The 13701-nt window shown below is 75.4% G+C and carries 15 protein-coding genes and 1 riboswitch; of the genes, 9 read left to right on the top strand and 6 right to left on the bottom strand.

Annotation, left to right across the window (positions count from 1 at the left end; all coding sequences use genetic code 11):
* Positions 1–94: riboswitch (TPP riboswitch) on the top strand.
* The 3 genes from thiM (at position 84) to thiD (ending at position 2340) form a co-directional block, all read left to right on the top strand.
* Positions 84–881, top strand: a complete 798-nt coding sequence (thiM, locus tag GCU60_RS19780; RefSeq protein WP_345770366.1) for a hydroxyethylthiazole kinase — start codon at positions 84–86, stop codon at positions 879–881. It overlaps the preceding riboswitch by 11 nt.
* Complete coding sequence (thiE, locus tag GCU60_RS19775; protein WP_345770365.1) at positions 878–1534, top strand: thiamine phosphate synthase; 657 nt, start codon at positions 878–880, stop codon at positions 1532–1534. Before thiM ends, thiE begins: the two co-directional genes overlap by 4 nt.
* Positions 1531–2340, top strand: coding sequence for a bifunctional hydroxymethylpyrimidine kinase/phosphomethylpyrimidine kinase (thiD, locus tag GCU60_RS03415; protein WP_163202247.1), 810 nt, complete (start codon positions 1531–1533; stop codon positions 2338–2340). Before thiE ends, thiD begins: the two co-directional genes overlap by 4 nt.
* A gap of 67 nt (positions 2341–2407) precedes the next feature.
* Here the strand turns inward: thiD and GCU60_RS03410 are convergent, their stop codons facing one another.
* Entirely contained in the window at positions 2408–3700 is a 1293-nt protein-coding gene (locus tag GCU60_RS03410; RefSeq protein ID WP_163202245.1) for an Nramp family divalent metal transporter, read from the bottom strand.
* A 210-nt stretch (positions 3701–3910) separates the two neighbouring features.
* On the opposite strand from GCU60_RS03410, the gene GCU60_RS03405 reads away from it, so the two are divergent.
* Positions 3911–4711: an SDR family NAD(P)-dependent oxidoreductase gene (locus tag GCU60_RS03405; protein WP_163202243.1), complete on the top strand. Its 801-nt coding sequence runs from the start codon at positions 3911–3913 to the stop codon at positions 4709–4711.
* A gap of 23 nt (positions 4712–4734) precedes the next feature.
* Positions 4735–5316 (top strand): GNAT family N-acetyltransferase, encoded by a 582-nt coding sequence (locus tag GCU60_RS03400; protein ID WP_163202242.1) that lies wholly within the window; start codon positions 4735–4737, stop codon positions 5314–5316.
* 18 nt (positions 5317–5334) lie between these two features.
* Here GCU60_RS03400 and GCU60_RS03395 read toward each other — a convergent pair whose 3' ends face one another.
* The 3 genes from GCU60_RS03395 to GCU60_RS03385 are packed head-to-tail and all read right to left on the bottom strand — an operon-like array spanning position 5335 to position 7294.
* Positions 5335–6021 carry an alpha/beta fold hydrolase gene (locus GCU60_RS03395; RefSeq protein ID WP_163202240.1) on the bottom strand — a complete coding sequence of 229 codons (687 nt, stop codon included), beginning with the start codon at positions 6019–6021 and terminating at the stop codon, positions 5335–5337.
* Positions 6018–6230, bottom strand: a complete 213-nt coding sequence (locus GCU60_RS03390) for a hypothetical protein (RefSeq protein WP_163202239.1) — start codon at positions 6228–6230, stop codon at positions 6018–6020. Before GCU60_RS03390 ends, GCU60_RS03395 begins: the two co-directional genes overlap by 4 nt.
* 41 nt (positions 6231–6271) lie before the next feature.
* Positions 6272–7294, bottom strand: coding sequence for an NADP-dependent oxidoreductase (locus tag GCU60_RS03385; protein WP_345770364.1), 1023 nt, complete (start codon positions 7292–7294; stop codon positions 6272–6274).
* A 69-nt stretch (positions 7295–7363) separates the two neighbouring features.
* Here GCU60_RS03385 and msrA point away from each other — a divergent pair, with 69 nt between their 5' ends.
* The 3 genes from msrA (at position 7364) to GCU60_RS03370 (ending at position 10276) form a co-directional block, all read left to right on the top strand.
* Positions 7364–8026 (top strand): peptide-methionine (S)-S-oxide reductase MsrA, encoded by a 663-nt coding sequence (msrA, locus tag GCU60_RS03380; RefSeq protein WP_163202238.1) that lies wholly within the window; start codon positions 7364–7366, stop codon positions 8024–8026.
* Between the two features lie 214 nt (positions 8027–8240).
* Entirely contained in the window at positions 8241–9155 is a 915-nt protein-coding gene (locus GCU60_RS03375) for a haloalkane dehalogenase (RefSeq protein ID WP_163202236.1), read from the top strand.
* Complete coding sequence (locus GCU60_RS03370; RefSeq protein WP_163202235.1) at positions 9152–10276, top strand: methyltransferase; 1125 nt, start codon at positions 9152–9154, stop codon at positions 10274–10276. Before GCU60_RS03375 ends, GCU60_RS03370 begins: the two co-directional genes overlap by 4 nt.
* Before the next feature lie 301 nt (positions 10277–10577).
* On the opposite strand, the gene GCU60_RS03365 is transcribed toward GCU60_RS03370, so the two are convergent.
* The gene (locus GCU60_RS03365; protein WP_163202233.1) at positions 10578–11072 is read right to left on the bottom strand and encodes a phosphoribosyltransferase family protein; all 495 of its coding nucleotides are present in this window, start codon (positions 11070–11072) and stop codon (positions 10578–10580) included.
* A gap of 149 nt (positions 11073–11221) precedes the next feature.
* Between GCU60_RS03365 and GCU60_RS03360 the strand changes: the two genes are divergently transcribed.
* Positions 11222–12217 (top strand): sensor histidine kinase, encoded by a 996-nt coding sequence (locus tag GCU60_RS03360; RefSeq protein ID WP_163202231.1) that lies wholly within the window; start codon positions 11222–11224, stop codon positions 12215–12217.
* 21 nt (positions 12218–12238) lie between these two features.
* Here the strand turns inward: GCU60_RS03360 and GCU60_RS03355 are convergent, their stop codons facing one another.
* Positions 12239–13684 (bottom strand): diguanylate cyclase domain-containing protein, encoded by a 1446-nt coding sequence (locus GCU60_RS03355; RefSeq protein ID WP_163202229.1) that lies wholly within the window; start codon positions 13682–13684, stop codon positions 12239–12241.
* Between the last annotated feature and the right edge of the window lie 17 nt (positions 13685–13701).

Below are 13701 nucleotides of genomic sequence, written 5' to 3'. Positions count from 1 at the left end.
GGCCCCGACACGGGGTGCCCGCGCGCCGGGCTGAGATGACACCCGTCGAACCTGCCCAGGTCATGCTGGCGAAGGGATGTCACGTGGACGTCGACGCGCTCGCGGCCGCTCGCGCCGCGCTCCGCACGAGCAGCCCGCTCGTGCACTGCCTGACCAACACGGTCGTGCAGACCCTCACCGCCAACGTGCTGCTCGCCGTCGGCGCCGCGCCGGCGATGGTCGAGGCGCCCGAGGAGGCCGGCGACTTCGCCGCGATCGCCTCGGCGCTGCTGGTGAACGTCGGCACGGTGCACGGGCGCTCCGCCGAGGCCATGCGGGTCGCCGTCCGCTCCGCGGCGGCGGCCGGGACACCGTGGGTGCTCGACCCGGTGGCCGTGGGCGGCCTGCGGTTCCGCACCGACCTGGCGGTCGAGCTGGCGGGCAGTGGGCCGGCCGTGGTGCGGGGCAACGCCTCGGAGGTCATGGCCCTGGCCGGCGCCGGCGCGGGCGGTCGCGGGGTGGACTCCACCGCGACCGCCGACGACGCCCTGGACGCCGCCGTGGCGCTGACCGCGCGCACGGGCGGGGTGGTGGCGGTCAGCGGCCCGGTCGACGTCGTCACCGACGGCTCGCGGGTCGTGCGGGTCGGGGGCGGGCACCCGCTGCTCACCCGGACCACGGGGGCCGGCTGCGCGCTGGGAGCGCTCACCGCGGCGTACGTCGCCGTGGCCGGGGACCGCCTGACCGGAGCGGTCGCGGCGCACGCGCACGTGGCGCTGGCGGCCGAGGCCGCCGCCGCGGTGTGCTCGGGACCGGGGACCTTCGCGGCGGCCTGGGTGGACGCGCTCGACGCGGTGACCGCCGAGGACCTGCTGCGCGCCGACGTCCGGGCCGAGTCGTGAGGCCGGCCCTCGACCCGACCCTCTACCTGGTCACCGACACCGCGCTCTCCCGTCCGCGCACCGTCGGCGACGTCGTGCGGGCCGCGGTCGCCGGAGGTGTGACGGCGGTGCAGGTCCGGGACAAGGTCGCCTCGCGACGGGAGCTGTACGAGCTCACCCTCGCCGTCCGCGACGCGTTGGCCGGCGCCCCGGGGGTGGCGCTGTTCGTGAACGACGCGGTGGACGTCGCCCTGCTCGCCGGCGCCGACGGCGTGCACATCGGCCAGGACGACCTGCCGCCGGCCGAGGTCCGCGCGCTCCTGGGTCCGGACCGGCTGCTCGGGCTGTCGGCGGGGACGCCGGCGGAGATGGCGGCCACGCTGGCGCTGCCGCCGGGCACGGTCGACGTCGTCGGCATCGGTCCGGTCTGGGCCACGCCCACCAAGCCCGACGCCGGCACCGGCCTCGGACCGGAGGGCGTCGCCGCGCTCGCGGCGCAGGCGCGGGCCGCCGGCCTGCGGTCGGTCGCGATCGGCGGCATCGACGCTCCCCGCGCCGGCTCGGTGACCGGGGTGGACGGCGTCTGCGTGGTGTCGGCGATCTGCGCGGCGGAGGACCCGGCGGCGGCGGCGCGCGGGCTGCGGTCGGCGCTGGCGACGGCGGTGCGGCCGTGACCGCCGTCGCGCTGACCGTCGCCGGCAGCGACCCCAGCGGTGGCGCCGGCATCCAGGCCGACCTGAAGACCTTCAGCGCTCTCGGGGTCTACGGCACCGCGGTGCTCACCGCCCTGACCGCGCAGAACACCCGCGGCGTCACCGGGGTGCACGCCGTGCCCGCCGCGTTCGTGGGCGACCAGCTGCGCACGCTGCTCGACGACGTGCCCGTGGGGGCGACCAAGCTCGGCATGCTCGGCACGGCCGACGTCGTCCGCGAGGTGGCGGCGGTGCTCGCCGAGCGGCGCCCCGGCCCGGTGGTCTGCGACCCGGTGATGGTGGCCACCAGCGGCGACCGGCTGGTCGGGCAGGACGCCGTCGACGCCATCCGCACCCACCTGCTGCCGCTGACCGCGCTGGTCACGCCCAACGTGCCCGAGGCGGCGGCGCTTCTCGACGGGCCGCCGGCGGGGACGGTGGACGCGATGGTCGAGCAGGCCCGGGCACTGCTGGCCCTCGGCCCGGCCGCGGTCCTGCTCAAGGGCGGGCACCTGGGCGGGGTGGAGAGCGTCGACGTCCTGGTCGACGCCGGCGGGGTCCTCGTGACCCGGCGTCCGCGGGTGGCGACGTCGGCCACGCACGGCACCGGGTGCACCCTCTCCTCGGCGATCGCCGCTCTGGTCGCCCGCGGGATCGGCGGGCCCGGTGCGTGGGAGCCGGTGGTCGAGCAGGCCCGCGACTACCTGCAGGAGGCGCTCGCGGCGGGGGAGTCCCTCGGCATCGGGTCCGGCCACGGCCCGGTGCACCACTTCGTCCGCTGGTGGTGAGAGGACCCCGCTGATCGCGGCGGTTCGTGCACGAATCTCCCGGGGTCAGGTGCACGAACCGCCGGGATCAGCTGACGAGGCCCAGGAGCAGGTGGCCGTTCAGGCCGATGATCAGCGCCGCGACCACGACGCCCACGGCCGTGGTGATCCGCCGGTTCACCCAACCGCCCATCAGGTCCCGGCGGCTGGTGAGCCAGAGCAGCGGGATCAGCGCGAACGGGATGCCGAAGCTCAGCACCACCTGCGACCAGACCAGCGCGGTCGTCGGGTCGCCGCCGAGCACCAGCACCGCCAGGGCCGGCGCGAGGGTGATCAGCCGGCGGGTGAGCACCGGGATGTGCCGGCGCAGGAATCCGGCCATCACGACCTGCCCGGCGTGCGTGCCCACCGACGAGGAGGCGAAGCCCGAGGCCAGCAGGGCGACGGCGAAGGCGAGCGCCGCGCCGGTGCCCAGCTGGTCGCCGAGCCCGGCGTGCACGCCCTCGAGGGTGTCGGCGCCGCTGCCGCTGGTGAACAGCTGGGCGGCGATGATCAGCATGGCCGCGTTGACCAGCCCGGCCAGGCCCATCGCCAGCAGCACGTCGAGACGCTGGGCGCGCAGCAGCCGGCGCCGTCCGGAGTGGGTGCGGCCGGCGGTGACGACGTCGCCGTAGCGGCCCGGGGTGAGCGCGGAGTGCACGTAGATGACGTGCGGCATGACCGTGGCGCCGAGGATGCCGGTGGCCAGCACGATGCTGTCGGCGCCGTCGAAGGAGGGCACCATGCCGTTCGCCACGCCGCCGACGTCCACCCCGGCGCCGATCAGCGTGTAGCCGAACCCGAGGCCGACCACGAGCAGCAGCCCGGTGATCACCCGCTCGAACGGCCGGTGCCCCCGCGACTGGGCCGCCAGCAGGATGAACGCCACCACCGCGGTGATCAGCCCGCCGATGGGCAGCGGCACCCCGAACAGCAGGTTGAGCGCGACCGCCCCGCCGACGATCTCCGCCAGGTCGGTGGCGATGGCCACCGCCTCCGCCTGCAGCCACAGCCCCCAGGTGACCGGCCGGGGGAAGCGCTCCCGGCACAGCGTGGCCAGGTCGCGCCCGGTGGCCAGCCCCAGCTTGGCGGTCAGCGACTGGATGAGCATCGCCATGAGGTTGGCCGCGACGATGACCCACAGGAGGGTGTAGCCGAAGGCGGCGCCGCCGGAGAAGTTCGTGGCGAAGTTGCCCGGGTCGACGTAGGCGACGGCGGCCACGAAGGCCGGGCCGAGCATCGACCACGTGCGCCGGCGGCCCGGTGCGGGCGCGGCCACGGCCGGCCGGGCGGCCCCGAGCGTGGTGGGCAGGACGGCTGCCTCGGTCTTCGACAGGTACACGGCGGCCTCGCAGGGGTGGGTCGGGCGGGTGGAGCGTGGCGGGAACGGTGTGGACGGTCGCTCCTGTCCTGCCCGGCCGGGGTGTCACGCCGGGGCCGACCCGTGGCCCCCGCGGGCCAAGGTCAGGCTCGCCTTGCCGGCGCCCGACGCGTGGGCCACGACCGGGGTGGGAAGGGACGGTCCGTCCCGTTCCGCGCAGCTGGAGGTCCCGTGTCCGAAGCCGTCCGTCCCCTCGCCCTCGTCACCGGCGCCTCCAGCGGCATCGGTCTCGAGCTGGCCAAGCAGTTCGCCGAGCACGGGTTCGACCTGATCGTCGTCGCCGAGGACAGCGAGCTGGACGCGGCGAAGCTCCAGCTCCAGCAGCGCGGGGCCGCCGTCTCCGACATCCGGGCCGACCTCACGAAACGGCCAGAGGTGGAGAAGGTGGTCGCGGCCGTCCGTGGTGCCGGCCGGCCGCTGGACGCCGCCGCGCTCAACGCGGGGGTCGGGGTGGCCGGCCGCTTCGCCGAGACCGACCTCGACGCCGAGATCGGCATGGTGGAGCTCAACTGCGTCTCCACGCTGCACCTGGCCAAGCGGGTCGTGCAGGACATGGTGGCCCGCGGTGAGGGGCGGATCCTGTTCACCTCCTCGGTCGCCTCGCAGGCGCCCGAGCCGTTCCAGGCGGTCTACTCCGCGACGAAGGCCTTCGTGCAGTTCCTCGCCCTCGGGATCCGCGAGGAGCTCACCGACGCCGGCGTCACCGTGACCGCGCTGCTGCCCGGCCCCACCGACACGGAGTTCTTCGACCGCGCCGACGCCACCGACACCAAGCTGGGTGCCAGCGACAGCAAGGACGACCCGGCGCAGGTCGCCCGTCAGGGGTTCGAGGGCCTGATGAAGGGCGAGGCCTCGGTGTTCGCCGGTTCGGTGACCAGCAAGCTGATGGGCAGGCTGTCCGCCGTGCTGCCCGACTCGATCGCGGGCAAGAGCCACGAGCCGATGACCCGGCCGGGGTCCGCGGAGGGCTGAGCCGCCTGCGGGACGATGGCCGGGTGGAGATCCCGGAGCTGATCGACGGCCCGCTGCGGTTGCGGCCGTGGCGGGACGACGACGTCGACGCCGTCGTCGTCGCCCAGCAGGACCCGGTCGCCCGGCTGTGGTCGGGCACCGGCGGCGTCCGGTCGCGCGAGGACGCCGTCGCGCTGCTGGAGCTGCTGCGCACGGACGCCCGCCGGGCCTCCTGGGCGGTCGTGGACGGGAGCACCGGCGAGCTGCTCGGGTCGGTGTCGGTGCACTCCATCGACCTGGCCCAGGGGGATGCGCAGGTCGGCTACTGGACGGCTCCGCCCGCCCGCGGCCGCGGCGTCGCGCCGGCGGCCGTGGACGCCGCCTGCCGCTGGGTCTTCAGCACGCTGGACGCCGAGCGGATCGAGCTGTGCCACGCCGTGGAGAACACCGCGTCGGCGCGGGTGGCGGAGAAGGCCGGGTTCACCCAGGAGGGGCGGCTGCGCCGCTCGTTCCGGTACGGCGACGGCGTGAAGCACGACGAGCTGCTCTGGGCCCGTCTCGCCGACGACCCGCTCCCGTCGAGTGTCGACCCGGCGTCGCTTCCGAAGGCCGCGAGGGGACGCTGACCCGACACCCGGCGCCGGCTACAGCGCGACGGTCAGCCCCTCGGGAGCCGGGCGGTCCTGCGCCTCCGCGACGTCGCGGCGCATCATGGCCAGCCCGGCCCCGGCCAGGACGACGTCCCGCACGAAGCCGTGCCAGCGGTGCGCGCCGCGCAGCATGCTGTGCCCACCGGGGACGGTGAAGCGAGCAACCCGGGCCCCGGCCCGCTGGGCACGGACGGCGTAGTCCTCGGACAACCGGGCCGGCACCCAGCGGTCACCGCGGCCGTGCAGGATGACCACGCTGCGACCCCGCAGGTGGTCCACCGGCTCGCCCGGCGGCGTCCAGGGCGCCAGTGCGCACACCGCGGCCACGCCGTCGTGCCCGCCGGCCCGGAGCACGGCCCGCCCGCCCATCGAGTGGCCGACCAGCACCACCGGCAGGTCCCCGTGCTCCTCCCGGATCCGGTCCAGGGCCCAGCCCACGTCGGCGAACGCGTCGGCGGCCGGCCCGTTCCAGCCGGCCACCCGGTAGCGCAGCAGGCAGGTGCCGAGCCCCTGCCCGGCCCCCGCCGCGGACACGAACTGCTCGATCGCCCGCATCCGGACCAGCGACAGCGCCCGCTCCTTGGGCGGCTCCACGCTGGCCACCGTGCCGCCGTGGCAGAACAGCGCCACCGCGCGGGGCGTCCCGGTGGCGGGGCGGGTCTCCAGGGCCGGTGAGGTCACCGGCCCCGCCCGCCTCGCCGCCCGCCGCGCAGGGTGGCGCGGGCGCGGTCCCCGAGCTCGCCGGCCTTGAGCAGGGCGCCGCTGATCCGCGTCGGCCCAACGCGCCGCTCCAGGGCGCGGCCGATCCTGCGCAGCAGGCCGGTGGCCAGCGGGACGACGACGGTGAGGAGCAGCCAGGTGCGGAGCCGGGCGGTGAGGAAGAGCCACATGGGGTGCAGCCTTCCCCGCCGGAGCGTCCCGGAACCCCCGGTCAGCCCTCCTCGGCCGCCAGCCGGACGATCATCTTGCCGGTGTTGCCGCCGCGCAGGAGGTCCAGGAACGTGTCGACGGCGTTGTCGAGCCCCTCGCGCACGGTCTCGCGGACCACCAGCTCGCCGGAGGTGACCAGCGCGGGGACCTTCCGGATGAACTCTGCGTGCAGGTCGGTGTGGTCGCCGACGATGAAGCCGCGCAGGGTCAGCTTCTTGCTCACCATCTGGAACATGTTCCGCGGCCCGGGCGCGGGCTCGGTGGCGTTGTAGGCGGAGATCGCGCCGCACAGCGCGGCCCGCCCGAACTCCTTGAAGGCGCCGATGGCCGCCTCGAGGTGCTCCCCGCCGACGTTGTCGAAGAAGACGTCGATGCCCTCGGGCGCGGCTGCCCGGAGCTGCTGGGCGACCGGGCCGTCGTGGTAGTCGAACGCGGCGGTGAAGCCGAGCTCCTCGGTCAGCCAGCGGACCTTCTCCGGCGTCCCCGCGCTCCCGATCACCGCCGACGCGCCGTTGAGCCGGGCGAACTGCCCGACCAGGCTGCCCACCGCGCCGGCGGCGCCGGACACGAACACGGTGTCGCCCTCGCGGAACTCGGCGAGCCGGAACAGGCCGGCCCAGGCGGTGAGCCCCGGCATGCCGAGCACGCCCAGGTGGTAGCTGGGCGGGATGCCGGGCAGCTCGGGCAGCACCCGCACGTGCCTGGCGTCGAGGACGGCGACGTCCCGCCAGGCGGCGTCGGCCAGCACGAGCGCACCCTCCGGGACGCCGGGGGAGCGTGACTCGACCACCCGGCCGACCGCGCCGCCCTTCATCGTCTCGCCGACCTCCCAGGCCGCGGCGTAGGACTTCCCTGCGTTCATCCGGCCGCGCATGTACGGGTCCACGCTCATGACCAGCATGCGGACGACCACCTGCCCCTCGGCCGGGTCGGGCCGGTCCAGCTCCACGAGGCGGAAGTCGTCCGGGGTGGGCTCCCCGACGGGACGGGCGGCCAGCTGCCATTCACGCGTGTGCACGGTCACGCCGCGATCATGCGCCCGACCAGGTGCATCGCGCTCCACCGGGTTGTGATCCCGTCCTACGCTCGGAGCATGTTCTTCTCCCGTGCCAAGACCGAGCTGGTCGCGCCCGAGGGCGCCCTGCCGGGCCGTCCCGACCCGCTGCCGCACGTGCCCGAGGTGCACGCGGTCAACGGCAACCGCATCCAGCCGCCGTTCCCTGACGGCATGCAGACCGCGGTCTTCGGCGCCGGCTGCTTCTGGGGTGTGGAGAAGGTGTTCTGGGAGACCCCGGGCATCTGGTCGACGGCCGCGGGCTACGCGGGCGGCTACACCCCGAACCCGACCTACGACGAGGTCTGCTCGGCGCGCACCGGGCACACCGAGGTCGTCCTCGTCGTGTTCGACCCCGCCGTCATCTCCTACGAGCAGGTGCTGAAGGTGTTCTGGGAGGACCACGACCCGACGCAGGGCATGCGCCAGGGCAACGACATCGGCACCCAGTACCGCTCGGCGATCTACTACGCATCCCCGGAGCAGGAGGCCGCGGCGCGGGCCACCCGCGACGCGTACCAGGAGCGGCTGAAGGCGGCCGGCTACGGCGAGATCACCACCGAGATCGCGCCCCTGGGGGAGTTCTTCTACGCCGAGGACCACCACCAGCAGTACCTCTACAAGGTGCCGCACGGCTACTGCCCCGTGCACTCGACGGGCGTCTCCTGCCCGATCGGGCTGGGCGTGGAGAGCACCGACTGAGCTGACGTGCGTGCGGCCGACGGCGCCGGTGGGGAGACCCGCCGGCGCCGTCGTCGTCCGCGGGCAGGCTGCGTAGCGCCCGCATGCGCATCGACGTCGGAATCGGCCGGCGGAGAACCGCGCGGATGCGCACCGGCGCGGTACCGCCGCCCCAGACACGGACGTGCAGCGGGCTGCTCGCGCCCGGTCGGGGCCGTCGGCGAGACTGGGCGGCATGGAGATCCTCCGGACGCCGGACGAGCGCTTCACCGACCTGCCCGACTTCCCCTACGAGCCCCGCTACGTCGAGGTCGACGACGGCGAGGGCGGGCGGCTGCGGGTCGCCTGCGTCGACGAGGGCCCGGCCGACGGCGAGACGGTCCTGCTGCTGCACGGCGAGCCGTCGTGGTCCTTCCTCCACCGGCGGATGATCCCGGTGCTCACCGCCGCCGGGCTGCGCGTCGTCGCACCCGATCTGGTCGGCTTCGGGCGCTCCGACAAGCCGGTCGAGCGGTCCGCCTACACCTACGCCCGGCACGTCGGCTGGATGCGCCAGGCACTGCTCGACGAGCTGGACCTGCGGGACGTCACCCTCGTCGGGCAGGACTGGGGCGGCCTCATCGGGCTCCGGCTGGTCGCCGAGAACCCGGACCGCTTCGCCCGGGTCGTCGTCGCCAACACCGGCCTGCCCACCGGTGACCAGAAGATGAGCGAGGCGTTCCTGGCCTGGCAGCGGTTCTCCCAGGAGAGCCCGGAGTTCCAGATCGGCCGGATCGTCGGCAACGGCACCGCCGGCGGGCTGGCCCCGGAGGTCGTGGCCGCCTACGACGCGCCCTTCCCCGACGACTCGTACAAGGCCGGCGCGCGGCAGTTCCCCGCGCTCGTGCCGACGTCGCCCGACGACCCCGCGGCCGCGGCCAACCGGGCGGCGTGGCAGGAGCTCGGCCGGTGGGAGAAGCCGTTCCTCACCGCGTTCTCCGACTCCGACCCCATCACCGGCGGCGGGGACCGGGTGTTCCAGAAGCTCGTCCCCGGCGCGCAGGGGATGGCGCACACGACGCTCCCCGGGGGTGGGCACTTCCTCCAGGAGGACGTCGGCCCCGAGCTGGCCCGCGTCGTCGTGGAGCTGGTCTCCGCGACCCCGCGGTGACCGCGCCCGAGGAGTTCTTCACCCGGCTCCGGCGGGGCCCCGACGTCGAGGCGCCCGAGCTGGTGGCCGTCGACGCCACCGACCGGTTGCTGCTCGACGAGGCGGCGGCCACGCTCGCGCTCTGCGGCCCCGGCGAGGTGGCCGTCGTCGACGACGCCTACGGAGCGCTCACCCTCGGCGCGGTGGGGCTGCACGGCGCGTCCGACGTGCGGGTGGCCCAGGACCTGCTCGTGGGGGAGCGGGCGCTGGCCCGCAACGCCGAGCAGCTGGGGCTGGCCGGCTCCTACCGGTCGCTGCCGCTGGGTGCGGAGCTGGCAGCCGGCGCCCGGCTGGTGCTGGTGCAGGCGCCCAAGGGCCTGGAGGCGCTGCGCGAGATCGCCGAGACGGTGGCCGCGTCCGCCGCGCCGGACGTGACGGTGCTGGTCGGTGGCCGGGTCAAGCACATGACCCATGCGATGAACGACGTCCTGCGGGAGTCGTTCGCCGACGTCTCGGCGACCCTGGCACGGCAGAAGTCGCGGGTGCTGGTGGCCCGCGGCCCCCGGCCGCACGGCTCCTCCTTCCCGCGCCGCCAGGTGCATCCCGATCCGGCGATGACCGTCTGCGCGCACGGCGCCGCGTTCGCCGGCACGAAGATCGACATCGGCACCCGCGTGCTGCTGAAATCCCTGGACCGCCCGGCGCCGGCGGACGTCGCCCTGGACCTGGGCTGCGGCACCGGCGTGCTGGCGGTCGCGCTGGCCCTGGCCCGGCCCGAGGTGCGGGTCATCGGGGTCGACCAGTCCGCCGCCGCGGTGGCCTCCGCCCGGGCGACGGCCGCTGCCAACGGGGTGGGGGAGCGGATCGAGGTCGTGCGGGACGACGCCGCGGACTCGTTGCCCGATTCGAGCGTGGACCTGGTCGTGTGCAACCCGCCGTTCCACGTCGGCGCCGCGGTGGTGACCACGGCCGCGGACCGGCTGTTCGCGGCGGCCGCCCGGGTGCTGCGGCCCGGTGGCGAGCTGTGGACGGTCTACAACAGCGCGCTGCGCTACAAGCCGGTGCTCGGCCGGGTGGTCGGCCCGACGACGCTGGTCGAGCGGGCGCCGAAGTTCACGGTCACGGTCTCGCGTCGTCGGTGAGGCCGCCCCGAGGCGGGGTCGGCGCCGAGCGCACGGACCCGTCGTCCCGGTGCAGTGCAGTGCGATTACGGAACGAGGAAGGCCCATCGTTCGGGTGATTCCGCTGTAGTAGCTCCACCGACCCGCCGATGAAGGGGGCACGGCGCCTTCCACCGGCGCCGGCAGGACTTGGTCGCGGGGCCCGGCGCAAGACGCGGCGACGGGGCGACCTGGGGGGACGGCGGCGGCGGGAGCGATCCCGCCGCCGCCGATCTGCGTCCGGGGCCCGTCCGCGGCCGGGTCGGTCGGCGGCCCGGGTCGGTCAGGCGCCGGGGGAGCCGGCCCGCCGTCGTACCGGTGGCTCGGCGGACCAGGGGAAGTCGATCCACCGGTCGGTGCGCCGCCACACGTAGTCGCAGCGCACCAGGGAGCCGGGCTTCTCGTAGACCACCGCGGTGCGGACGTCGGCGACGTAGCCGGCGCAGAACGATCGGACCAGTTCCAGGGTCTTGCCCGTGTCGGCCACGTCGTCGGCCACCAGCACGTTGGCGCCGGTCAGGTCGACGACGTCCAGGGTCGGTGGCAGCACCACCGGCAGGTCCAGCCGCTCGTCCACGCCGGTGTAGAACTCCACGTTCATCACGAAGAGGTTCTTCACGTCCAGCGCGTAGCCCAGTGCCCCGCCCAGGAACAACCCGCCCCGGGCGATGGAGAGCACCAGGTCCGGCTCGAACCCGTCGTCGACGACCTGCTGGGCCAGCTCGCGGCTCGCGGTCCCGAACATCTCGTAGGTCAGCACTTCGCGGTCGTCGCTCACGGCAGGGATGGTGCACGTGAAACATCACGGACGGGGATCGGGCCGTCCTCCGCACTTCCCAGCGGGGGCGGTGTGGGACGCGCGGGAAACATGTCCCACAATGTTCAACCATCCGGCCGGGCTCCCGGCCACGGACCCCCGAGGACGGCATGCGCGAGGCAGGGGACGTCGGCACGGCCGGTGCCGCCGTGCCGGTCGCCGGCTGCGCCCAGCCCTGCACGCACGTCGGCCTGGTGGCCGGCTCCGACGAGGAGCTGCTGGCCGGGGTGGTCCCCTTCGTCGAGGAGGGCTTCCGGGCCGGCGACCTGGTGCTGATGTCCTGCCCGCCGGCGACCGACGCGCTGATCACCTCCGCCCTGGGCGGCCGGGCGTCCGACATCGCCGCGGACGATCGCATCTGCCTGGCCGACACGCGGGTGGCCGACGGGGTCGCCGCGATGAGCGACTGGCTGCAGCGGGCGAGCGCCGCACGGTCGGGGCGGCTGCGCCTCGTCGGTCAGGTGCGGTTCGGGGCCGAGCCGCGGTACTGGCGCGAAGGGATGCGGTACGAGGCTGCCGCCAATCGGATGCTGGCGGACGCGCCGCTGTCCTTGCTGTGCCTGTTCGACCGCCGGGAGCTCCCCGCCGACGTGCTGTCCGGCGTGCCCGCCACCCATCCGCTGCTGCTCGACGAGGAGGGGCTGCGGTCGAGCGCCGGGTTCGGCGACCCGCAGGACTTCGTCCGCCGGCTGCCGGTGCCGCGCGAGCCGGTGGAGGACGCCGGCCCGGTGTTCAGCGTGGCCGACGCGCCGTCGCTGGCCGCGCTGCGCGGCGCCCTGCGCACGGTGCTGGCCGAGCGGGTGCGGGATCCGGAGCTCGCCGAGGACCTGCACTTCGCGGCCAGCGAGATCGCCTCGAATGCCTTCCGGCACGGCGCGCGCCCGGTCTCGGCCCGGGTGTGGGTCTCCGACGACCGGGTGGTGTGCGCCATCGGCGACAGCGGCCCCGGCTTCGACGACCCGTTCACGGGGTTCCGGCCGGCCCACGGCGCCGATTTGTCCCGGGGTGGCATGGGGCTCTGGCTGGCCCGCAAGCTGTGGGACCACGTGGACGTGCTGCCCCGGCCGGGGGGCGTCGTCGTCCGGCTCAGCACCCGCCTGCGCTGACCCGCGAGGGCCGCGACCCCCTCAGTGGACGCCGGAGGCGGTGTCGAGCAGGGCCCGGGAGTCCTTGCCGCCGCGCTTGGCGCTGTACATGGCGGTGTCGGCCCGGTGCAGCAGTTGCTCGGCGGTGGCACCGGGGCCGGCGAGGGCGCCACCGATGCTCGCGGTCACGCTCACCGACCGGCCGGCGATCTCCACCGGCAGCCGGACGGCGGCCAGCAGCCGGTCGGCGACGTCGCGCAGCCGGTCGGCGTCGGCGTCGGTGAGGAGGAGGGCGAACTCGTCGCCGCCCAGCCGCGCCACGACGTCCCCACCGCGGACGTCGGCGGAGAGCCGGGCGGCGACGGCGAGGAGCAGTTCGTCCCCGGCCGCGTGCCCGAGCGTGTCGTTGATGGTCTTGAAGTCGTCGACGTCGACGAAGAGGACCGCCGGCGGGCTGTCGACGTCCGCGGTCGCCGCGGCCAGCCCGGGGAGGTCCTCGGCGAGGAGGTCCGGCCGGACGCGGACGAAGCGCAGCGGATGGCGGAACACCCCGGCCTGGAGCGCCGCGTCGGCGCTCACCTCGACCACGGCGGTGGGCTCCACCCGGGTCAGCGGCACCGACAGCCGGCCGCCGCCGAATCGGCCCGTCCCGATGCGCTCGGGCCAGGGGTGGTCGGCACCCGCGGGGCGCAGGACGCCGGCCAGCTCGGCGGACTGCTCCGGTGACAGGGGGCTGGTCCGGCCGACCACCACGAGCTCGCCGTCCCGGTAGCGGCCGGCCACGAGCTGGCTGGGCCGCTCGATCGGGCCGATGACCCCGCCGGCGAGCACCTCGGTGGTCTCCCAGCTCTTCACCTTGAGCCAGTCGCGGCGGCCGGGCGCGTAGCGGGTGGCGGCGCCCTTGACGACCAGCCCCTCGACCCCGGCGGGCCGGAAGTCGTCGAACCACCGCCGGGCCTCGGCGGGGTCGGCGGTCACGGGGGAGAGCTGCAGCGGCGGGGCCCAGCGGGCGGCCAGGCGCTCCAGCTCCGCCCGGCGGCGGGTGAAGGTGCTGCGGCGGAGGTCCTCGCCACCGGCGGCGAGCAGGTCGAAGGCGACGTAGGAGGCCGGTGCGGCGGCCACCTGGGCGGCGATCCGCCCGGCGGCGGTGACCATGCGGCGCTGCAGCAGCCCGAAGTCCAGCCGGTCGTCGTGCCAGATGACGACCTCGCCGTCGACGACGGACCCCGGGGGCAGCTGGGCGACCGCGGCGGCGGCGACGTCGGGGAACCGGTCGGTGAGGTCGCGGCCCTGCTTCGACCACAGCCGGGTGGAGGTGCGGTCCCGAACGACGACCAGGCGGTAGCCGTCCCACTTGGGCTCGTACCGGCACCCGCCGGACAGCGCCGTGGGCTGCGGGATCTCCCGTACCGGCTTGGCCAGCTGCACCGCGACCGGGCCGGCCAGCTCGGGCGGCAGCGCGGGCAGACCCGGCAGGGACAGGGACACCCGGACAGCCTGCTGGG

It is taken from the genome of Blastococcus saxobsidens (assembly GCF_010682065.1).
GTDB lineage: Bacteria > Actinomycetota > Actinomycetes > Mycobacteriales > Geodermatophilaceae > Blastococcus > Blastococcus saxobsidens_B.
The sequence above is the reverse complement of the archived record's forward strand: the minus strand, read 5'-3'. Positions and strand labels throughout refer to the sequence as shown.